General features: G+C 45.2%; 18 protein-coding genes. 12 read left to right on the top strand and 6 right to left on the bottom strand.

Translation table 11 applies throughout. From position 1 onward, the window contains the following. Positions 1-146: 146 nt before the first annotated feature. Positions 147-887 carry a Bax inhibitor-1/YccA family protein gene (locus ABEW73_RS17045; protein WP_430166454.1) on the bottom strand — a complete coding sequence of 247 codons (741 nt, stop codon included), beginning with the start codon at positions 885-887 and terminating at the stop codon, positions 147-149. Between the two features lie 563 nt (positions 888-1,450). On the opposite strand from ABEW73_RS17045, the gene ABEW73_RS17040 reads away from it, so the two are divergent. Genes ABEW73_RS17040 through ABEW73_RS17030 form a run of 3 tightly spaced genes read left to right on the top strand, consistent with a single transcriptional unit; the run spans position 1,451 to position 4,018 of the window. Continuing rightward, on the top strand, positions 1,451-2,086 hold the full coding sequence (locus tag ABEW73_RS17040; protein ID WP_430166452.1) for a hypothetical protein: 636 nt from the start codon (positions 1,451-1,453) through the stop codon (positions 2,084-2,086). Next, positions 2,086-3,300 (top strand): 7-cyano-7-deazaguanine synthase, encoded by a 1,215-nt coding sequence (locus ABEW73_RS17035; protein ID WP_430166450.1) that lies wholly within the window; start codon positions 2,086-2,088, stop codon positions 3,298-3,300. The genes ABEW73_RS17040 and ABEW73_RS17035 overlap by 1 nt, the downstream gene beginning before the upstream one ends. Beyond that, on the top strand, positions 3,287-4,018 hold the full coding sequence (locus ABEW73_RS17030) for a TatD family hydrolase (RefSeq protein ID WP_430166448.1): 732 nt from the start codon (positions 3,287-3,289) through the stop codon (positions 4,016-4,018). Before ABEW73_RS17035 ends, ABEW73_RS17030 begins: the two co-directional genes overlap by 14 nt. A 204-nt stretch (positions 4,019-4,222) precedes the next feature. Here ABEW73_RS17030 and ABEW73_RS17025 read toward each other — a convergent pair whose 3' ends face one another. After that, positions 4,223-5,095 (bottom strand): SMI1/KNR4 family protein, encoded by an 873-nt coding sequence (locus tag ABEW73_RS17025; RefSeq protein WP_430166446.1) that lies wholly within the window; start codon positions 5,093-5,095, stop codon positions 4,223-4,225. A 202-nt stretch (positions 5,096-5,297) separates the two neighbouring features. Then, positions 5,298-5,651, bottom strand: a complete 354-nt coding sequence (locus ABEW73_RS17020) for a helix-turn-helix domain-containing protein (protein ID WP_430166444.1) — start codon at positions 5,649-5,651, stop codon at positions 5,298-5,300. A gap of 141 nt (positions 5,652-5,792) precedes the next feature. On the opposite strand from ABEW73_RS17020, the gene ABEW73_RS17015 reads away from it, so the two are divergent. The 3 genes from ABEW73_RS17015 to ABEW73_RS17005 all read left to right on the top strand — a co-directional run bounded on the left by ABEW73_RS17015 (position 5,793) and on the right by ABEW73_RS17005 (position 8,460). Continuing rightward, a complete protein-coding gene (locus ABEW73_RS17015) occupies positions 5,793-6,173 on the top strand; it encodes a HEPN domain-containing protein (protein ID WP_430166442.1) in 381 nt (126 codons plus the stop codon). A gap of 134 nt (positions 6,174-6,307) precedes the next feature. Then, positions 6,308-6,742, top strand: a complete 435-nt coding sequence (locus ABEW73_RS17010; RefSeq protein WP_430166896.1) for a VOC family protein — start codon at positions 6,308-6,310, stop codon at positions 6,740-6,742. Between the two features lie 272 nt (positions 6,743-7,014). Continuing rightward, the gene (locus ABEW73_RS17005; RefSeq protein WP_430166440.1) at positions 7,015-8,460 is read left to right on the top strand and encodes a DEAD/DEAH box helicase; all 1,446 of its coding nucleotides are present in this window, start codon (positions 7,015-7,017) and stop codon (positions 8,458-8,460) included. 250 nt (positions 8,461-8,710) lie between these two features. Here ABEW73_RS17005 and ABEW73_RS17000 read toward each other — a convergent pair whose 3' ends face one another. Next, entirely contained in the window at positions 8,711-9,790 is a 1,080-nt protein-coding gene (locus ABEW73_RS17000) for an ankyrin repeat domain-containing protein (protein ID WP_430166438.1), read from the bottom strand. 204 nt (positions 9,791-9,994) lie between these two features. After that, positions 9,995-10,738: a hypothetical protein gene (locus tag ABEW73_RS16995; RefSeq protein ID WP_430166436.1), complete on the bottom strand. Its 744-nt coding sequence runs from the start codon at positions 10,736-10,738 to the stop codon at positions 9,995-9,997. A 244-nt stretch (positions 10,739-10,982) separates the two neighbouring features. Here ABEW73_RS16995 and ABEW73_RS16990 point away from each other — a divergent pair, with 244 nt between their 5' ends. The 4 genes from ABEW73_RS16990 to ABEW73_RS16975 are packed head-to-tail and all read left to right on the top strand — an operon-like array spanning position 10,983 to position 14,456. Beyond that, the gene (locus ABEW73_RS16990) at positions 10,983-12,119 is read left to right on the top strand and encodes a DUF418 domain-containing protein (protein WP_430166435.1); all 1,137 of its coding nucleotides are present in this window, start codon (positions 10,983-10,985) and stop codon (positions 12,117-12,119) included. A 19-nt stretch (positions 12,120-12,138) separates the two neighbouring features. Next, entirely contained in the window at positions 12,139-13,260 is a 1,122-nt protein-coding gene (locus ABEW73_RS16985; protein ID WP_430166433.1) for a sensor histidine kinase, read from the top strand. Next, positions 13,257-13,862: a response regulator transcription factor gene (locus ABEW73_RS16980; protein WP_430166431.1), complete on the top strand. Its 606-nt coding sequence runs from the start codon at positions 13,257-13,259 to the stop codon at positions 13,860-13,862. The genes ABEW73_RS16985 and ABEW73_RS16980 overlap by 4 nt, the downstream gene beginning before the upstream one ends. 51 nt (positions 13,863-13,913) lie before the next feature. Further along, a complete protein-coding gene (locus ABEW73_RS16975; RefSeq protein WP_430166429.1) occupies positions 13,914-14,456 on the top strand; it encodes a hypothetical protein in 543 nt (180 codons plus the stop codon). Between the two features lie 148 nt (positions 14,457-14,604). On the opposite strand, the gene ABEW73_RS16970 is transcribed toward ABEW73_RS16975, so the two are convergent. Further along, positions 14,605-15,228 (bottom strand): class D sortase, encoded by a 624-nt coding sequence (locus tag ABEW73_RS16970; RefSeq protein WP_430166427.1) that lies wholly within the window; start codon positions 15,226-15,228, stop codon positions 14,605-14,607. 443 nt (positions 15,229-15,671) lie between these two features. On the opposite strand from ABEW73_RS16970, the gene ABEW73_RS16965 reads away from it, so the two are divergent. Then, positions 15,672-17,177, top strand: coding sequence for an alpha/beta hydrolase family protein (locus ABEW73_RS16965; RefSeq protein ID WP_430166425.1), 1,506 nt, complete (start codon positions 15,672-15,674; stop codon positions 17,175-17,177). A 269-nt stretch (positions 17,178-17,446) separates the two neighbouring features. Next, positions 17,447-20,866, top strand: coding sequence for an S-layer homology domain-containing protein (locus ABEW73_RS16960; RefSeq protein ID WP_430166423.1), 3,420 nt, complete (start codon positions 17,447-17,449; stop codon positions 20,864-20,866). Positions 20,867-20,955: the final 89 nt, after the last annotated feature.

The following is a 20,955-nucleotide window of genomic DNA, read 5'->3' as shown; positions in this document are numbered from 1 at the left end:
ACTGAAGGAAATTTATTATTCTGCCAAGGCTACTTTTGGCTGCTGCTCGATCGGTTCAATCCATTCTTTGTACTCTCTTTATATATCACAAAAAATCGCCGCCGGGGACATCCCCGGGCAGCGATTGATGATGCATTATTATAACCTTAATCCCGATTCGCCAGCTTCGCCAGCAACCGGATAATTTCGATATACAACCATACGAGCGTAACCAACAAACCGAAAGAGCCGTACCACTCCATATATTTAGGCGCACCTTGCTGTGCTCCCTCTTCGATAAAGTTAAAATCGAGTATGAAATTCAAGGCAGCAATGATGATGATCACAACCGAAATTCCAATGCCGATTGGGGTGCTGTCATGCAGGTAAGGCACCGCCACACCGAACATGCCCAGAACGAAGCTAAACAGGTATACAAGTGCAACGCCGATGGTTGCAGCAATGATCCCCTTTTTGAAGCCTGCAGTTGCCCGGATCAGACCTGTTTTATAAGCGAGCAGCATACCGAGGAATATGCACATCGTCAGTAAAGCCGCTTGCAATGTGATTCCGTAATACAGATATTCATAATGAGCGGATAATGCACCGAGGACAAATCCCTCCACGATCGCGTAGATCGGCGCCAAATAAGGTGCTGCCTTCGGAACAAAGCTGATGATCAGCGCAAGAACGAGGCCGCCTATTGCTCCCCCGATCAAGAACGGCAATACATCATACCCGTTAAAATACATCACCCATGAAATGACCGCTGCCCCGATCAGCAGCGCGAGCAGCATGAACGATTTGTTCACCGTTCCGCCAATCGTCATCGTTTCCTGGCCGTCGTAATACCCACTTCTCTCAAATCTTTCTTCGTTTAATGTCGGATTTCCACTGCGCCCTATCAATTAAATGCCTCCCTAACTTTCTTTTTTGTATCCATTTTAGCACAGGTTGGAATATTTTAGGATGCAAAAAATATTGCATCACGGATGAATTGGGATTGGGACTAATTTATTGGGGAACTCTATCCCAACCCAGTTTTTAAGTACTGTAATCCATGAATTCTCTTTTTCTTCATCCACAACCATCATTTTAGTATCGGTTTAAACTTTTAAACGCTCTATATTCCGCCAATATCTTTGATTACGTCTTAGGAACGGAATATTTCCATAAGCCTAAATGTTACATTTGGGAAATAAATGAATTTACTACTTTGCTCCCGTAGCTTGATAGAAATTAAGTCCATCTTTTGATTACTTAAGTATCTCAGATCATATGCAACATGGGTAATTTATTTATTGATGTTAATATCACGTTGAGTCTTTAATTATGTAGGATTGTAGAACTACTAAAAAACAGTTCACTAATACCATATAATTCCTGTTACTGCAATATATTATCGCCTAAAATAAGGTTGCATAATGTAAAATCCTTACTATTCTAAATGTACTCAATGGAGGATCAATCAATGGGAACTTCTAAAAGAAAATTATCTAATGAAATTAAAAAGCTTCTAAAAGAAAAATCATTATCGAGTATAAATGAAAGTGCACCTGGACTTACAAAAAAGATTTTAACTAAAAGCAACTTGGGGGATAACTTTGATGAATCTGAAACAATTGGTAATTCTATAAGAATAATCTCCAGTCAATTCGTCTCTCTCTCTCATAATGGATTTAAAGGTAAGACAAAGAAAGAATTAATCACCGATCCAATATCACAACAAGAATTTATAGAAATGATTTTAGAAATGATTGAAACCACGACTATCATTGAATCAAAAATATTAGAGAAATCTCTTAAGATTGTAATGTGTGAATTTTTAGAACATGATGAATTCGATGTATATGAATTCGCACAATTATTATTTTACCAAATCATTTATCAAGTTCTACTTGGTGATCTGAATGACAACATTAAAGATATACATGAAGAACTTGATTATGAATTAATACAAAATATGGTGAAAAATGCAGCAAACCAGATAATGAATGATAAGGTATACACAAAAGTTAACTTATTTATTGATCGTAAAGTACTATTGGTTGATGTTCTTGATGAAATAATTGTTCAGACTTCTAATGCAAGTTTCGGTGAATTCTAATGCACCGAGAAACCTCATTTTTTACTACTCTTCATAGTTCTCTTCTACAAGATATTAGTTATAACTATCACGAAATCAGCACTATATATCTAGACCTCGTTACCATAATGGGTGCTATTTACTATAAAGATGTACTGACACCGAAACAGAATGATAAACCAAGATTAATTAATATAGATATCCCCGTATTTAATATCGCCTTGTTAGGAAAACAAGAGATTATTGAATTGTTACAAAAAATGGCGAAATGGGTCTCTGAAGACAACTTTAATATTAACTTTCATCCTATTACACTTAATCGTGAATTAAATTATATTAATAGCCTAGTAAGTTCAACTAATGATGTAACACTTTTTTCAGGAGGATTAGACTCTTTTGCTGGAGCATTTCATAATTATAAGAATGGAATAAAAAGTGATTATTTAGGGTTTATTAATAAAGGTGAAGAAAAAACCAAACAATTGGAAATGTCTAAGTTCTACAAGGAGATATTTGACGCTTCTACAGAAATTGTACTAGTAGAAAAACCAATAAGAAAAAAGGTCACCTACATTCAATCTACTAGATCATTGTTATATCTCGCCTTAGCTGTAAGCAAAGCATATTTTAATTCAGCACAAAATGTATATATCTATGAGAACGGTATATTATCTTTAAATCCAGAGATAAAAAACAGATATACGACTAAAACAACTCATCCTAAAACAATTTTTATGTATGAACACTTACTAAGACTTTTGGGAATCAGTATAAAGATCAATCATCCATTTTTATTTAAAACAAAAGGCCAAATTATTAATGATATGGATGTAAAATTCAAAGTAGCAATTAAACAAACTTTCACTTGTGGCCAAGGGCGATCTCACCCAGAGCGATCACACAATGGACAGTGTGGAATATGTATTCCATGTTTACTACGAAAGATTTCGCTAGCTGCGTATAATAATGAGAAATACGATGTACAATATGAGTATCCGTATGAAACAAAGATTAGCAATATAAAAGAGGAACTTTATAAGAAGGATTACGAAAGTAATCTAAGTTATTTTGATAGTTATTATAGATCTATTAAGGCCAATCGTATTCATCTTGAAGTGCATACAAGAGAAAAGTATTATAGTGAAAAAATTGATTTCAGACTATACAATCAAACAATGTTTAATACTTTTGTTCAAGAATATGAAAGGTTTATGGAATTATATGCCCCTTATTGATACCCATGTTCATATTGATTTTTACCCTGACCCTCAAAAAGTCGCAAGACAATATGAAGCTTTAAAAATTTATACAATGTTTGTAACTAACTTACCTGAATTATTTCAAAAACATTATAGCTCATTCAAACAGTTTAAATATGTAAGATTGTGCTTAGGGTTTCATCCACAAGTAGCGAGTGAGTATGAGCTTAATGAATCTTTGTTTAAAGAACTTATTTGTAAAACAAGATATATCGGGGAAGTTGGACTTGACTATATTAAGGAACATACTGATATAAAGAATAGGCAAATAAAAGCCTTTGAGTACATCACTTCTCCCTTAATTAACAAAGGAAGAATCTATACAATACACTGTAAGCAAACTGAAGATGTGACACTAGATATCCTTAAAGAAAATGGAGTTAAACACGCTATTTTTCATTGGTATAGTGGCAAGGTATCTACTCTTGAAAAAATTATTGATAACGGATACTACCTTTCATTAAATCCCAAAATGTTAAATACTCAGAACGGTCTCAAGATAATTGATAGATTGCCAATTGATCGAATTCTTTTCGAAACAGATGGTCCGTTTGCGAAGTATAATGGTCAGATTGTCTATCCATCTTATATATCAAAAATCTACTCTGACTTTGATGACGTTATACCATCCTTTGAACAAATTGTGTTTAAAAACTTCCGCCGTTTGTTAATAGAAAAAGACCTATATAAATAAGCTAATTTTATATCTTGAAATATGTTTATATTTTGGATCAAAAAAATCACTCTATATTGAAGTTTATTCCAATACTAAACTATCTGAACAACACACAGATATTAATATTAACCCGCGCCAGAATTGGAGCGGGTTAATTTATTGGGTAGCCAAATCAGTAGCATCTAAACCAGCAATAATTCCAACTGTATAACGTAATTCCCCTTATTGCGCCAAGCCGCCAATGAAAGCCTCAAAGTTCGAAGCAAGTCGGGTTATTTTGTAATCATTAGCCTTGTCCACATGAATAACCTCGGGCTCCCCGTCATTTCCGGAGGAACGGTAGTCCAGCATCACAACCTCGGACTGGGAAGGACAATCGCAAATCACCACGCCAATCTCAGGGTATCCGCCATTCTCGATCATAAAACGGCTGCCCAAACTTCCGCACAATGATTTTTTCTTCTCTCGTCCAATGCCCAAAACACCTGTGATTTCAATATAATCCTGCGCTCCATCCCCGATAGGGAACTTCCGGTTCCGGGGAATCCCGCCATTATGTAATTTCATTGCTTGAATATAAGATGATGGCAGCTTGAAGACCAGTGCTTCCTCCACAGATTCAATCCATTCATCCGTAGGCGGAGCCGAAACGTATTGGTCTGCCTCAAGGGCACTATCATCCCAGAAATTCAGCACATCGGGGTCCGTATAAGTCACCGCAGTGGACTCCTTAGCAGGTTTCGGAGCGGTTTTATTCCGAATCCACTCCAGAAACTCTAACGTATCCTCATCGCCGGGTTCCAGGTGATCGGCCACTTCAAATGCTTTCCGAGCATCCTCATACCGGTCCAAGTAATAATAAGCGAGCCCTATGCGGTAATGCCACAAGAAATCATCCTTGCCCTCTTCTTGAATAGATAGGAATTGCTCAACCGCCTCTTCATAACGTTCGAGATTGTTTTGCGCCCTGCCCAAGTGACTGATCAGCTCATAATCCCGCTCTTCCTCAGGGATCTCCATAATCGCATCTACGATTTCTTCGAACTCATCCTCTTCGTGCCACTCTTCCAGCTGCTCCAAAAGCTCCTCACTCATCGTTCATGCCTCCCACTCTAATCATCCTTTCTGAAATTATACCATTCCAGCATGGCCCTCTCCAGCATGGAAGACTGGAGCACTTGCAATACAGATAAACTTAATGATGTTTACGAATTTGTTCAAAGGCAGTGTTAAGGGAAGAGTACGCATTATAATAGTTCAGCCCACATTAACCGCCAGCATGGAGTCGACAAATAATCTATGTAGATGCGTTACCTCTTAAAATTTCCCTCAGCACATTTTTAGCCAAACGCAGCTTCTCATCATTGGCTTCATGAAGTAATCCAACAATATCTTGAATATCGCTCTCCGTAGAGGTAACCAAGAACTCTTCATCCACATATGCAAATAGCTGAATCAAACTGACATCAAGAGCCCCAGCAATCTTATACAAATTTAATAACGATACATTCTTTTCACCACGTTCAACCTGTCCTATATATGAAAAATGAAATCCACCCTTCTCACCAAGTGCTTCTTGCGACAAGCCCTTCTCCTTGCGTAGAGCACGTATCCGGGTTCCTACAAGCTTTAATATTTCCTTATCTATCACGGCATTCACCTCTTCATGTCAAAAGTGTAGACAAGTTTCATCGAGGCAAACACCAAACAATAAATATTATTATTTAAATTAATATCTATAGATATTAAAATGTATATAACACTCCCCTTTTTCCGTTAGGAGGCGGCCGTTATGGAGAATAGTTTGCATCATATAATAAAAGATTATTGTCAACTTGCTAAAAATCATATGAAATTAGCTCATATCATGAGAAATCACAATCGGTTCATGACGTCCCTCATCCTTTGTCATTCTGCTCTCATGGCCATGATCCGAGCTCTATTTATTTATGAGAACAAAACACTACCCCGCTCAGAGCTGACACTGGTTGATCTCTTGCAATTATTACATACGGACTATAACCTCGGGCTTGAAATCGTGGTGTTTGTTGGCAAGTTAAATTTTATAATTTATGAGGATCAAGAGAGTTTAGAGGTCGTGAAGGAAGAAGATATGGATCGGCTGATAAAAAGAACAGAAGAGGTTTTAAGGGAATTATGTAGGAGAATGTGATACGGTTCCTTATCAGCATCCCGAATAATCCTTCTGCCCAGAAAAAACCAAAACACTGACATAATGCCGTCAGTCATCGCAGCTCATAATAGCTATAAAACCAACCATAACGGGTTATAGGAGGAAAATAAATGATGAGCACACACCCAACATTGCGAGGATTTGCGACCATCAGTTACTGGGTGGATGAGATGGACGCGGCAAAGGCTTGGTATTCGGATCTGCTGGGTATAACACCTTATTTCGAACTTTCGGGGCCCGATGGCCAACTGGCCTATGCTGAATTTCGGATTGGAGACTACCAGCACGAGTTGGGTCTCATCGATCGCCGTTTTGCCCCTGCGCAACCAACGTCCGGCCCCGGCGGAGCGATCATGTACTGGCATGTCGATGATATAGAAGCCACCCTCAGCCAATTAAAATCCATGGGTGCTGTAGAGTACGAACCTCTCGTACACCGGGGAGAAGGATTCATCACGGCATCCGTCACGGATCCATTCGGCAACGTGCTGGGAATTATGTACAATGCTCATTATTTAGAGATAGTGAATTCAAGAAGCCGGGGGTGACCCAAAAACATGGTAATCGATAAAACGGTACACGTGCAGACTTGGCAGGATTGGCGGAAGTGGTTAAGCGATCACCCGATATGAAGACCGAATCTTTTATACGTTGTGTATTCATCAACCGATTTACGGTTATAGTTATCTAAGGGCTTTTTCGTTCATGAATGTACCGATCCATATCATTGGATTCAGATTATAATGGATGAGTATATGATAGATGTACGGTGGAAGTCTGTATATATAGATATTCGAATATAACGTAGAAGAGGTTAAAGATGAGTGAGAAGCATTTTACAGATTATCCTTTAAGTGAAGAGATTGTGAGAGCGCTCCATAGTTTGGGCTATGAGACACCAACGGAGGTTCAGACAAAAGTCATTCCTGTTGTGCTTAAGAAGAAGGATCTTGTTGTTAAATCGCAAACCGGCAGCGGCAAAACAGCTGCCTATGGAATTCCGCTCTGCGAGCTAGTGGATTGGAACGAGAATAAGCCGCAGGCATTAATCTTAGCGCCAACCCGCGAACTTGCGTTACAAGTCAACGAAGACATTACGAATATTGGGCGCTTTAAGCGGATCAAGGCGACCCCTCTTTTTGGGAAGCATCCTTTTCATGTCCAAAAGGCCGAGTTAAAACAAAGAACGCATATCGTTGTTGGTACAACTGGGCGTGTACTGGACCATATTGAACGCGGCACGCTATCGCTAGAGCGGATGGCCTATCTCGTTATTGATGAAGCCGATGAGATGCTGAATATGGGCTTTATTGAGCAAGTTCAGTCGATCATTCAAGCCCTGCCTCGTGACAGGGTTACCCTGTTATTCTCCGCTACGTTTCCTGAGGATGTGGCCAAGCTGGCACGCAAATATATGGACAATCCTGCCCAAATAGAGATCGATGCGAGCGGTATTACGACGGCAACGATTGAACACGCTCTTATTCAGGTGAAGGAGGCGGACAAGCTGGCATTGCTTCAGGATCTACTCATTGTTGAGAGTCCTGACAGCTGCATTGTTTTCTGCCGTACACAGGAGCATGTGGACAACCTATTCAGAGAAATGGCTAATCTCGGTTACTCATGTGACCGTATTCATGGTGGGATGGAGCAGGAAGAGCGATTCGAGGTCATGCATGCGTTCAGAAGGGGACAATTCCGTTACTTGATTGCGACCGATGTAGCCGCCAGGGGTATCGATATCTCGAATATTACTCATGTTATCAATTACGATATTCCACTTGAAAAAGAAAGCTATGTTCATCGCACGGGACGTACAGGTCGTGCAGGCAAGACGGGTAAAGCGATTACCCTCGTCACGCCGAAGGATTTCAAGCGATTAGCCGAGATTGAGACGTATATTGGATTCGCGATTCCGAAAATAAAAGCTCCCTCCGAACAGGAAGTGGATCGCCATAGGGAAGATTTTGAACAGAAACTAAAGTTTAAGCCTGAACCGAAAAAAGATAAGCGCGAGCAATTAAACAAGCAAATTATGAAGCTTAACTTCAATGGCGGCAAGAAGAAAAAGCTAAGAGCCGTAGACTTTGTTGGGACGATTGCTAAGCTTGACGGGGTAACTGCAGACGATATAGGGATTATTACGATCCTCGATTTTGTGACCGATGTTGAGATTCTGAACGGCAAAGGACCGTTTGTGCTTGAAATGATGCAGAACACGACGGTAAAAGGCAAGCTGTTAAAGGTGCGCAAAGGGAATAAATAAAGAGTTGAATTTGACAAAACAAGGGTGATCTTAGCAATGTGCTGAGGTCACCCTTCTGTATTGGACTCGTGTAATCATTTATTTTGATTGTTAATAACTTGTGAAGAAATCAAAATTTTCACCAAACGAAACACGCAGCGCAAGGCGATTCTCACAGGTGGTATGTCCGCTCAAGCGAAGTAAAGCATATGACGATAGACAACGAGTCAAAATTTGAGGTTGTAGGTGCCTATGTTCCTTGAGATTGAGATTACAACTCTCCCTCAAGAAAACGGATGAGGTACGATTCAGGCTGCGCGAAGAACTCGGTAAAGCTGCATAAATCGGCGTACGTCTGATGCTCCACATCGTAACAACCGATCAGACCTTTTTTCTTCGGATTCCACAAAAGCAGCAGATCGGAGTAATTATCGATATTGGCTGACAGACGCAGCATCTTTTGCCGGCCAACTTTCATCTCGATCGTATCGGTCATGGTGAAGAAGTCGATATACCCGATTTCATATTCATTCTGCGGCAGCTTAAGCCGCAACTGGTCTCCTGTCAGAAAGCTGACGAGTTCATCGGTCAATTTATATTTTTTCAGCGCATACTTCTTGTTCTCTAAACTATGAAACTCAGCTGGCTCCAGCGATTTCAAGTAGTCCGCCAGGACAGTATCCTTATTGCTCACAGCAATCGTATATGGTCGTTCACCATCCTTTTCCGCTATCGTCACGTCCGCGTCTCGCTCAATCAAATATTTGACCATCCCTAGATTCCCCATCCGCGCGGCGACGGTTAGCGGGGTCGCTTGGTAAGGATAGACCATATCGGGCTGATTATAATTGATGTCAGCCCCATGATCGAGTAGATAATCGAGGGTCTTATAGTCATGGTCCGACACGGCTTGGCGCAGTACAGCGCTGCCATGCAGCTTGATATCCAACCCCAGCTCATGAATGAGCGGGATGTTTTTTTTGTTGCCGTAATAGGCCTGTGCATATGCACCTGACCCGATTTGATTGAGTTTATCCAGCTCGGCGCCTTGCGCAGCGATATACCGAACGATATCTTCCTTACCATAGCGAACAGCCTTTAAAAAAGCTGGATTATGATGGACATTCAGGTTAACGCCCTGCTCGACCAGCAGCTCCACAACATCCATTCGCTGAGATATCAGCGCCAGATCAAGCGGACTTAACGTCGTATATCTGCTCAGTACGATGCCTTCCTCTATATTCCAACCAGCGGCGATTGCTTCCTGCAAAGCCGGAATGTTTCCTTTGTAGATGTGCATGGCTATTTCCGGCAGCTCTTCGAATTTACCGATATCTTTCAGAACGATCATCTATTATCCTCCCTGAGTAACGTACGCCTTTAAGTTCTACGGTGCATTTGCTTTCATTAATTCAATATTCACACATCTTCTCTGCACCTGACCAGGCCGGGAAGAAGCATTACTATGAATTGAAAATACTCGGAAGCTGACTATCCTTTTATGTATGAAAACATGCCGGAGCGGCTCCAGACATCGTTGAGCATCTACCCTGCATCACGATGGAGTAGGGTCTAAGCACCCTTTTGACAATAACCATTGCTTCATTACGGCAAACGCCTGCCCTGCATCCTGTTCATAGAAGATGGCTACCTCTTGCTGATAAGCATAATTGAATCGTACATATCCGCCCAGTTCTCGGTAGAACAAAAGGCAAACATAGGGCGTTTCAATAGACAGATCGGAAGGAAAGGCCGCTTGACACATTCCGGCCAGCTCAGGCAATGACAGCCCATCCTGCACCGGAGGCAAGCGTAAGAAGATATGACTCCGCGTACCCGTCCACGGTTCATAATAAACGGCTTCCTCTTGGCTGCACCCATACACCTGACGAAATATTTCATCCAGCACCACCGCGTACGTCCTTTCATCTTCCTGTTCCTGTGTCTGCAGCGAAATCGCCTTTATACGCTCCTCATGCCGAGGCAGCCATAGCAGACCGGCCACCTGGGGATGCACGGCCAAAAAATCACCGTCCACCGTTGTGCCTATTGCGATACACTCTGCAATCTGCTGCTCGGTAATCGGGCTGTCTTCATCGTGCCCCCATAACCCGTACTCGGCAAAAGGCTGAAGCACCTCCGTATCCGGTAACTGGACATTCATCCACCCTCGGTAAGTCCCTTCGCCGAATCGCTGCAAAAACCGCAGGTAGCCCGGCGGATAACCAGCGGCATCCTCCCTGATAAGCTCCTGATTTTGACCATCTGATAGAAGTCTGGGTTCCGATACGATGTACATGATCACTCCTCCTATTTTTGAGTAGATTCACTTCCGTCTACGAACCTCAATTGGCAATGCTCCTAACCATTATTCCACAATTTTCAAGTGGTGACGATAGCCCCAACCTCGCTTGCCCAATTCCCTTCCTCCTAATGTATGACACGTGTCATACGGATCTCTTTACAGGTGTGAATGTTGCATCAAACGGATCGCATCTACAATAAAAACACGAGAGAATCAACAAGGAGAGAAGGAATTGGAGATGGAACAACGAAAAGACAGAATCCGCCTGCTGGACATTTTGCGGGGCTTTGCGATTCTAGGAACGCTTGGGACGAATATTTGGATCTTCGCGCACGCGGGGGACCTCAGCTACATTACAACCTTTGATCATTCCGGTTGGTGGGGAGCGAATGACTTACTTCGCATGATCGTCTTATTCCTGGTGAACGGGAAGCTGCTCGGACTGCTGACAATCATGTTCGGCGTCGGCTTGGAAATGAAGTACCGGCAGGCCAAGCGCAAGGGAAAGCCGTGGCCTGGCGTGTATGTGTGGGCCGTCCTGTTCCTAGTCCTTGAAGGCCTGCTGCATTTTATATTGGTCATGGAGTATGACATCTTAATGAGCTATGGAGTTACCGCAATCATTGCAGCCTTCATCGTAAAGGGAGGCGATCGGCTCATCGCCCGTACGATGAACGTAATCGGCAGCGTCTTCGCTATTGCGATTCTGGCCCTCGCGGGACTGATGCTAGCGAGCGGAGCAAGCGTATCGCTGGGCAGTTTTGGCGATATCGTTGCCCTTTATCAAGAAGGAACTTGGATAGAACAAGTCCAATATCGGCTAGCGAACTTCCTTCCACTGCGAATGGAAGCCATCCTCGTGATTCCGACCAATGTGTTTCTGTTCCTGCTAGGGGTTCGCTTCATGCGGGCAGGAGTGTTCTCCCCGGATGAGAAAGGGAAAAAGCTGCGGAGAACGCTATTCAAGCTTGGGATATATGTCGGTGTGCCGCTCAATTTGCTCATTTTTATCCCCGGCGGCGCTTTCGATCTACCGGTGCGCTATTTATTCGCACCGCTGATGTCCATGGGGTATATAGCAATCATAGCGAGAATGATACAATATACAAAATGGGAATGGCTATGGCGACGTCTGGAAAACGTCGGAAAAATGTCGCTGAGCTGCTATGTGCTCCAGAACATCATCGCATCCGCTGTTTTTTACGGGTGGGGCTTGGGGCTTGCCGGCAAGCTGAATTCAGCGGCCATTATCGCCATCTGGCTGGTAATCTCCGCATTTCTGCTGGGCATGTCGTCCCTATGGCTCCGCGGCTTCAAGCTGGGACCTATGGAGACCGTCCGCAAACAGGCGATAGGTTTCTTCGAATCAAGATAGCCGAAATTGGGGGCTTGATATGTTCTATAAGTTGTACCCGAGGGATCAGATCAAAAGTTATTTGCTCATCGATATCGTACTGACCGTATTCTTATGCTACCGGGTGTTTCGTTCGGATACGCCGCTGGGACTGTGGGGCAGCCTCTTGCTGCTCCTGCTGTTCCTTGTTTCGTTCTATGTCGCGCTGTGGCGCCGGGGCGGCTGGCTGCTCGCTGCCGTGCTGACGGGTCTGTCCGCGATTGCCGTGCTCGGAGCGTATATCGGGCCGAACGTCCTGCTGTTCGGGATCATTTTCGCCGACTTGCTGGGCCGGTCCAAGTCTAAGGTGCATATCGCCATCGGCTGTGCGGCCATTGCCCTATCATTCCTGCTCGTGTTCGTTTTCCGAAAAGAACCGCTGCTCGAAACGTCCAATGCCATTTACCTTCCGGTCATGATCATTCAGTCGGTATATCCGATCATCATCTACATTAAGGAGAAAGCGAAAAGCCTGCAGGGGGAGCTGGATGAAGCCAACGAGCAGATCGCAAAGTATATCCAGCAGGAGGAGCGGCAGCGAATCGCTAGGGATCTCCACGATACTTTGGGACAGACCCTCATGATGATCAAAATGAAAAGCGAGCTGGCGACGAAATGGGTAGATAAGGATGCTACCCAAGCCAAGCGAGAGCTAGGCGAGATTCTGGACACCACCCGAACGGCCCTGAAGCAAGTGAGGGAGCTGGTATCCGATATGAAGTTCATCTCGCTGGCAAGCGAGTTGGAGCATTCGGCCAAGCTGCTGCATACGGCCGGAATATCGCTGAGCATCGAGAATCCGAAGAAGATTCCGCTGTTATCCAGCGTAGAGGAAACGATGCTTGCGCTTTGCGTCCGGGAAGCCATGACCAATATTATCAAGCATAGCCGCGCCAAGCGGTGCACGATCATGCTGGAAACGAAGGACCATGCCTTCGGCATCCATATTGCGGATGATGGCGTGGGGCTGACGGGGAAAGGCGACGGAAACGGTATCCCGTCGATCATGGAGCGGATGAAGACGCTAGGCGGCTCTTTCGCCATCGCCCCGTCACCTGAGGGAGGCACCAGGGTATCCTTGAATCTCCCGCTTCGCCGGCATGAAAAGGAGGACGCTTCATGATTCGAATCGTTATTGCGGAAGATCAGAAAATGCTTCGCGGTGCATTCGCCTCATTGCTTAATTTCGAAGATGACATCGAGGTGGTGGCCGAGGTGCCTGACGGGCAGCGAGCCTGGGAGGCGATCCGGCAGCATCAGCCGGACGTGTGCCTGCTCGACATCGAGATGCCTCATATCAGCGGTCTGGAATTGGCCGAGTCCATACGTCAAGCAGGTCTGCCCTGCAAAATCATGATCGTGACGACCTTCGCACGTCCCGGTTATTTACAAAAAGCGATGGATGCACAGGTGGAGGGCTATCTGTTAAAGGACGAGCCGATCGATTTCTTGATCGAAGCCATCCGGCGGGTCATGAAGGGCGAGCGGGTTGTGAGCACTGATCTGGCGGCCGCACTCTTCATGAAGGAAGAGAACCCGCTCAGCGAACGGGAAATCGAAATGCTTCGCTTAACCAAGGAAGGCATGACCACCGGCGAGATCAGCAAAGCCCTGTTCCTGACGAGAGGAACTGTTCGCAACTACCTCTCCTCAGCCATACAGAAGCTTGCGGCCGAATCCCGGCAGCAGGCCGTGGCAATCGCCGAGGATAAAGGGTGGCTGTAAACATCCTCGGACACAGCGCCCCTTGTTTATGACTTGAAGGAGGAGATCGAAATGAACGCTTTGGCCCAAACGACAACCAGCATTCCATGGCAGCGGTTGACGACCGCCTATGGAAGAGGAACGGACATTCCGCGGCTCATGGAAACCGGGCAGTATGAGGAATTGGCCAACCTGATCGAGCACCAAGGGACCCTGTGGCAGACAACGCCGTGGGCCCTGCTTATACTCCTGCGAGAACTTGCCAAGCGGACACCAGAGCGGGTCTCCTTGGGAGAAGTTGAGCTGTATATGGCCGTAGCCTCTGCTATAACCGTGGAGTATATGGATTCGCAGCATGCGATGAAGACGATGGACAAGCTGCTAGACGAAAAGTACTTATGGCCGGAGAACGAGGAAGAGGATGAATCGCGATGGGAGGAGGAGAGGCCGCCTGGCTATGAGTCCGAGGTCTTTATCAGCTATTATCACTTCAGTTATGTGCTGCTGAGGGAGGCGATTCCTCTTTTCACCGCGATGATGAACGGTAACGATAAGCTTGCTCCTGCTATTGCAGAGCTGCTGCTTCTGCTTGAAGCCGAAGGTACCGGTGAGTAGCGCTATGCATGCTCAGCGAAAAGCCCGAAAAGCGTAAAGTATACATTCTTTAGAGAAAAACAACGCAGCCTCATGAGCTGCGTTGCTTTTGTATAGTAGAGAAAGAGTACACCCACCTATAAGGGATGTGATCAGTCTGTGTCTCAATCTATCCATGATCACCGACCGGGTATGCGTAAAAAATATAACGCTCTGGCGCATTTCCCACAAAGCGAAACGGATAGCAGGTCGAAATGACCAGCACCTCGGTTCCCATAGAACGAATAACCGATGTATCGTCTTTATCTACGATATCCGTGCTTTGAATCTCATATTCAAATGAGCCATAAGGCAGTTTTACGATAAAACGATCCCCTACCGAAAGCTTATCGAAGTCCCGAAAAACGGTGTCCCGATGCCCAGACAACAGGATCTGCTCGTTATCCATTGGAAAAGCGGTACCGCTGTAATGCCCGACGCCTCTCTCGAGCATCTCTTCATCCGTGCCTTCGATGATCGGAAGTTCCGATTCCAGCTTTGGGATTTGAAGCATTCCGATCACATCGTTCAGTTTCGGATCGAACTTGGATTTGTCGATCACGTGATCACGATAGGATACAGGATCCGCACGCTGTTCGTTTGAAGCATCTATTGGTTCTGACTTACGAATCAGCTCGTTTGCTTCCGCCATAGCTTCCTTCAAGTTTGCCTGATGTTCGACATATTGAATGACAGCGAAGGTCACGATCCCCATACCGGCAAGCAGCAAGAGCATACCTACTATTCTTCGCATGTTCTCTCCTCCCAGCCTGCATTAATATATCAATCGATGACTGCCGGATAAGTAAATAGCCAACAAGAGTTTGTTTAAACATCTATATTTTCACAATGATATCTTACTGTTTCTTATCTTTAAAATCCAGTTGAAGGCCATACACCTTCAACACAATAAGCCAAAAGTAATATATCCCCTAACGGTAATCCCCCCCTCTGTTCCATAGATTTGCTTCACCCGAGTCTATATTAGGTTTGGGCTGCGTCCAACAGCTGCCCCCAAGTGAACACGACTTGGGGGGCAGCTGTTGGATTAAGCGATTTCTCTTAAATAAGCATGAAACGCGCATCCACTACTCGAACGACTATCCCATATTTAAACCATTTTTAAACGGAACTGCCGTTCGTTTTAACCTTGGTCCGCTACGATAAAAGAAAATGGAGCAACAAGGGAGAGAACGTATGCGAGTATTGGAAATGTTGTTGGTGGCATTCTGCGTTTTGGTGCTGATGGTCTTATTTTTCCGTAACACAATCAACCGGAAGGTTGGTGCTATAGCCGGCATGGCTTGCGGTTCACTGCTGGGCGCGCAACTGTTGTTTGAAGGGTATAGGTGGCAGATGATTCCGGCCTATATCGTCGCCGCTTTGCTCCTCGCCTTCGTCTTATTCAGACACAGAAAAGTCGGGAAACCACTGCGTTACACGATATTGGCCCTATCCGTTGTTTTGCTGGGCGTATCAGTTGCCTTATCGGTGCTGCTCCCGGTCTTTCATTTACCGAAGCCTTCAGGCGAGTTCAATGTGGGAACGGAAACGTTCCATTTTATCGATGCCGACCGGGAAGAAACGTTTACCGAGCAGAAAGGCGACAAACGGGAGCTTATCGTTCAAGCATGGTACCCCGCTGCGGAATCTGGCCAAAACGCCGAGAAAAATGCGGTGTTCCCTAAGGACAGAGGGCTCTTCCATGCCTATATGCAAGCTTATTCTGGATATCTAGGCCTTCCTGCTCCTGCCCTCGACTACTGGAAATACAGCCGGGCCAATTCATCTGTCAATGCCAATTTACATCCGGCGGACAATCCGTATCCGGTGGTGCTGCTATCACACGGCATGGGGGTCGGCAGAATTTTGCATACGTCGCAGGCTGAACATCTTGCCAGCCACGGCTATATCGTATTCGCCGTCGATCATACTTACAGTACCGTTATGACCGCATTTCCGGACGGGCGCGTGACCGGTTTCCTTACAGAGCAGTCTCAAGAGCGATTATTTGAGGACAGCCGCGCCATTTTACATGTGTGGAACGGGGATATCACCTTCGTCATGGATCAGTTGGAGAAGCTGCATTCAGGCGCCATCGCCAGCAAATTCGAAGGAATGCTGGATATGGACAACATCGGCATGTTGGGTCATTCCTTCGGTGGAGCAGCAGCTTTTGAAGCCGTTTATTCCAACCCGCGAATCAAGACCGGTGTGAATATGGATGGCACGTTGTTCATAACGAAGAACCGGGGCGACATGAAGAAACCGTTTATGTTCATGGAATCCGAAGATTTTATGAATGTGAATGAGCAGCAGGCGAAGTACCGCAAAACCCCGGCCACGGATGCTGAGCTCAAGGAGCTCCGCTTAACACGAGAACAATTCGACACCATTTTGGAGAATCGGGAACTGGAACTGAAGCTGATGGACTGTTTATCGCAACAAGGGTATGGACGGACCATTTACATTGAAGGAGCCGGACATTATAACTTCACTGATCTCCAGCTGTACTCTCCGCTTATTGGACTGACTGGCATGACCGGAAGCATGAATGGAACAAGGGGCGCAGAAATCGTCAATCGCTATCTTTTAGAGTTTTTCAACCAGCATTTACGCGGAATCGAGAGTAAGCTTCTGGCCGGTCCCACTGAGGACTATCCGGAAGTGAAGTATCCGAACCCGGTTTTCCAAGGAGAATAGATTGAAAGAAAAACGCTCTTCGTATAACGGAGGGTGTTTCTTTTTGGGTTTAGCTTTCAACAACCACCTTCCCCTCCCATCATTCGTCCGGATTTTCATTAATATGAGCAATTCATGCAAGATTCAACAGCCCATGTAGAGTTCTTGTAGAGATTTGCGTGATACAATTCGATCAAATTCAACCCTACCATATAGAGGAAAATAACGACCGAGTAAAGACTATTAATTCCTTGAATAGGTTAGAGATCAGAAAAGAAAGGATGGGAAAATTGATCAAGCTTTTCAAGAAAAAACAGGCAGCGTTATTCCTGAGCAGTGTCCTGGTCATTGGCGGTTTACCGGCAGGACTAGCTCCGAATGTAGTAAGTGCTGCTGAACCGCAGAAGGCCTTAATCACCACATCGAGTGAAATCACCAGCTACAATTATGTTGAAAATACAACGAAACCCCTGGAAGTAGTTATAGATCCGGCAATTACGGTCTACGACTCAACCTATACTTTGGAAGCAGCTACGGTGGTTATTGAGAATGTTCAAGCCGGAGATCAATTAGTTTTCGAAGAAACGGGAGGAATAAAAGGAGACTATAATTCTGATAATGGGATCTTGACGTTAACGGGTACGGCTTCTTTTGAAGGGTACACGGAGGCCTTATCCAATGTCAGATTCTCAACAACCTCTATTGTAACGTCCGACAGAATCATCAAGTTTACGCTTGGTGATGCCCTTCCTTATGGAACTGAGGGCCATTTTTATAAATATGTTGATAAAGGGGCAGGTAACTCCATTACCTGGAATGATGCAAAGAACGAGGCCGAGAGCAGCGAATATTTTGGGCGTAAAGGGTACCTCGTTACGATTACAAGTAATGAAGAAAATATCTTTGTTCAGGAAAAGACCTTAGGTATCGGTTGGCTTGGTGCAAAAGATATTGAGCGGGATGCAAGCACACCTAAAAAGAATGGTGACTGGCGCTGGGTAACGGGGCCGGAAGGCTTGGAGAACGGCGGACAAGGCACAAAATTCTATCAAGGTTATACAGGCAGCGGAAAAAACCTTTTGTATAACAACTGGGATGCTGGAGAGCCAAATGACTACGGTGGAACAGAATTTGTTGCCCACATTTTTGGACCTGGAGCTCAAGCTGGGAAATGGAACGATTACTCTCCAATCAACGCTTCAGTAACAGGATACATTGTTGAGTACGGCGGTATGCCAGACGACAACAATGTTGTAATCAGTGCCGAGAAGACTCTTTCTTTTGTGAACGTTACCGAGCTTACAAAAACAAAAGCGGTAGCCGACCAATTAAACAAAGAGGACTATGCTGAGAAAGAATGGCTTGAATTTGAAAAAGCATTGGAAGCTGCCAATACGGTCCTTCAAAATCAAAATAAAATCCAAGACGAGGTAGACGCAGCCCTGAAAGCGCTGAAAGATGCGCAAGAGCAGTTGAAGCCCCGGGTTACAATCACGGAGCCGAGCGGCGATACGGTATATGTGGCCAAGCCTGAGTTTGAGGGTGAAGCCGCTAAAGGTGCATCCGTCACCGCAGCTATTTATGATAAAGACGGCAAGCTTATCGGTACTCCTCAAGTCAAAGTGAATCCGGATGGTACATGGAGCTTTGCACCTGACCAAGAGCTGCCTGATGGCGACTATGTGGTTGAAGTGATTGCTGAAAAGGACGGCAAGACAAGCACGGAAAAGAAAAATGTAACGGTAGATACCACAAAACCGAATGTACAAATCACTGAACCAAGCGGTGAGAAAGTCAACGTGGTCAAACCGGAGTTCAAAGGTGTAGCTGACAAAGATGCAAAGGTCATCGTTGAATTGACAGATGATAGCGGTAAAGTAATTGAGACCCGCGAAGTGGACGTAGACAGCAATGGAAACTGGAGCTTCACACCGTCCGAAGACTTACAAGACGGTAAATACACAGTCAATGTAACGGCAGAGAAAAACGGCAAAGTGTCCACGGACACCAAGAACGTTACGGTAGACGCAACAGACGAATCACAGCTTTCGGGTCTCGAACTAAAACGTGGGGATGGAACACCGATTGCGATCTCTCCGGCTTTTAACGGGGCAGTAACCGATTATCGTGCTTCCGTGACCCATGATGTATACAATACAACCGTAACGCTGGCGACTTATGACCCGAACGCCACAATCGAAATCTCGCTTAATGGCGGAGCATGGCAAGGAATTCCTAACGGCTCTGCAAGTGATGAATTGCCGTTAGCATTCGGCACCAATACGATTGTTGTGAAGGTAACGGATTCCCAAGGAAATGTGACGGAATATACGCTGACCATCACCCGAGGGTCCAATGATAACAACAATAATAATAATGGAGGCAACAGCGGAGGCAGTACAACACCTTCTACACCTCCTTCTACGCCGCCTGCGACTACACCATCCCCTACGGACCCTGGCGTGAATACGTCCGTGAACGGTAACAACGGTGGGTTTGCCACAGGGAAAACAACCACTTCTGAAGGTAACAAACAAACTTCCGTACAGGTGAACAGAGATAAGCTCGGAGACATATTATCGAATGGAACAGGTCAGAAGCTGTCCATTCAATCTCCGAATGATGGAGATATGCAGGTTGATGGTTTAACGGCTGCGGACATTCGTTTGTTAGCTGATAAGGGAGCAAGCCTTGACATCGGGAATCCGTTAGCTATCTACCCGGTGCCTAGTAAGCAATTGGACTTGAATGCGGTGTCCGGGCAGCTGGGAAATGCTGCGCTCAACGATATCGCAGTTCATATCGACATTAAGCGCTCCTCGGAGACTTTGAGAAACAATGCCAAGAACAAAGCAACGTCGGCAGGCTACCAGCTGCTGGTTGATCCGGTCGACCTGGAAATGACTTTTAGCCAAAATGGTAAAACCGTAAAATCCGGGAATTTGAACGGGTACGCTCCAAAATATATCGCTCTGCCGGAAGGTATCGACCCGAACCGTATTACAACAGGCGTTGTGGTCAATCCCGATGGCTCGGTATATCATCTGCCAACCGTAGTTACGAAGATCGGGGATCGATACTACGCGCAGATTCATGATTTACGCAGCAGTGGTTCGTACTCGGTTATCTGGAATCCGCAGGATTTCGATGATGTGAGATCTCACTGGGCGCAAACGGAAGTGAACAATATCTCTGCTCGCCTTGACCTGAAAGGGAATGGCGGCAATACGTTCGCTCCGAATCGAAATGTGACCCGGGCTGAATTTGCGGAGATTGTGGTATTGGGTCTTGGACTGATGCGTCAGGAAGAGCCAAAAACAACATTTGACGACGTTACGGCAACTGCCTGGTACCGAAATGCGATCTCGATTGCCAGTGAATTCGGCATCGTACTCGGTTATAACGATAGCGCGTTCCGTGGTAACCAGACGATTACAAGAGAAGAAGGAATGGCGATGATCGCTCGAGGTTATCAATTGATCAAGCCAGGCCATGCAATTAGCGAAACAGAAATTAGCAGACTGCTCGCAGGCTATGAAGATGCATCCCAAGTAGCAAGATGGGCACGACCTTCCGTAGCAACCTTGCTGTCAACAGATATTGTCCAAGGAAGCGGAGATAAGGGCTTAACTCCGAAATCCACGATGACGCGGGCTGAAACGGTAGCCTTGATACAGCGTCTACTGCAAGTTACGAATTTAATCGATTAAATCAATAAGTATGAATCAATGACCCGCAAGTGGCACTTTGGAAAAAGTGATCTCTTGCGGGTCATTTTTTGTTCGATAATCTGACATGC

It is taken from the genome of Paenibacillus lautus (assembly GCF_050482385.1).
Classification (GTDB): domain Bacteria; phylum Bacillota; class Bacilli; order Paenibacillales; family Paenibacillaceae; genus Paenibacillus_AQ; species Paenibacillus_AQ lautus_B.
The sequence above is the reverse complement of the archived record's forward strand: the minus strand, read 5'-3'. Positions and strand labels throughout refer to the sequence as shown.

Coding starts and splice junctions, on each gene's coding strand:
- ABEW73_RS17005 (WP_430166440.1), top strand. CDS start 7,015: ATGAGTGAGAAGCATTTTACAGATTATCCTTTAAGTGAAGAGATTGTG.
- ABEW73_RS17035 (WP_430166450.1), top strand. CDS start 2,086: ATGCACCGAGAAACCTCATTTTTTACTACTCTTCATAGTTCTCTTCTA.
- ABEW73_RS16965 (WP_430166425.1), top strand. CDS start 15,672: ATGCGAGTATTGGAAATGTTGTTGGTGGCATTCTGCGTTTTGGTGCTG.
- ABEW73_RS16990 (WP_430166435.1), top strand. CDS start 10,983: ATGGAACAACGAAAAGACAGAATCCGCCTGCTGGACATTTTGCGGGGC.
- ABEW73_RS17010 (WP_430166896.1), top strand. CDS start 6,308: ATGAGCACACACCCAACATTGCGAGGATTTGCGACCATCAGTTACTGG.
- ABEW73_RS16995 (WP_430166436.1), bottom strand. CDS start 10,738: ATGTACATCGTATCGGAACCCAGACTTCTATCAGATGGTCAAAATCAG.
- ABEW73_RS17025 (WP_430166446.1), bottom strand. CDS start 5,095: ATGAGTGAGGAGCTTTTGGAGCAGCTGGAAGAGTGGCACGAAGAGGAT.
- ABEW73_RS17040 (WP_430166452.1), top strand. CDS start 1,451: ATGGGAACTTCTAAAAGAAAATTATCTAATGAAATTAAAAAGCTTCTA.
- ABEW73_RS17015 (WP_430166442.1), top strand. CDS start 5,793: ATGGAGAATAGTTTGCATCATATAATAAAAGATTATTGTCAACTTGCT.
- ABEW73_RS16985 (WP_430166433.1), top strand. CDS start 12,139: ATGTTCTATAAGTTGTACCCGAGGGATCAGATCAAAAGTTATTTGCTC.
- ABEW73_RS17000 (WP_430166438.1), bottom strand. CDS start 9,790: ATGATCGTTCTGAAAGATATCGGTAAATTCGAAGAGCTGCCGGAAATA.
- ABEW73_RS16980 (WP_430166431.1), top strand. CDS start 13,257: ATGATTCGAATCGTTATTGCGGAAGATCAGAAAATGCTTCGCGGTGCA.
- ABEW73_RS16975 (WP_430166429.1), top strand. CDS start 13,914: ATGAACGCTTTGGCCCAAACGACAACCAGCATTCCATGGCAGCGGTTG.
- ABEW73_RS16970 (WP_430166427.1), bottom strand. CDS start 15,228: ATGCGAAGAATAGTAGGTATGCTCTTGCTGCTTGCCGGTATGGGGATC.
- ABEW73_RS17030 (WP_430166448.1), top strand. CDS start 3,287: ATGCCCCTTATTGATACCCATGTTCATATTGATTTTTACCCTGACCCT.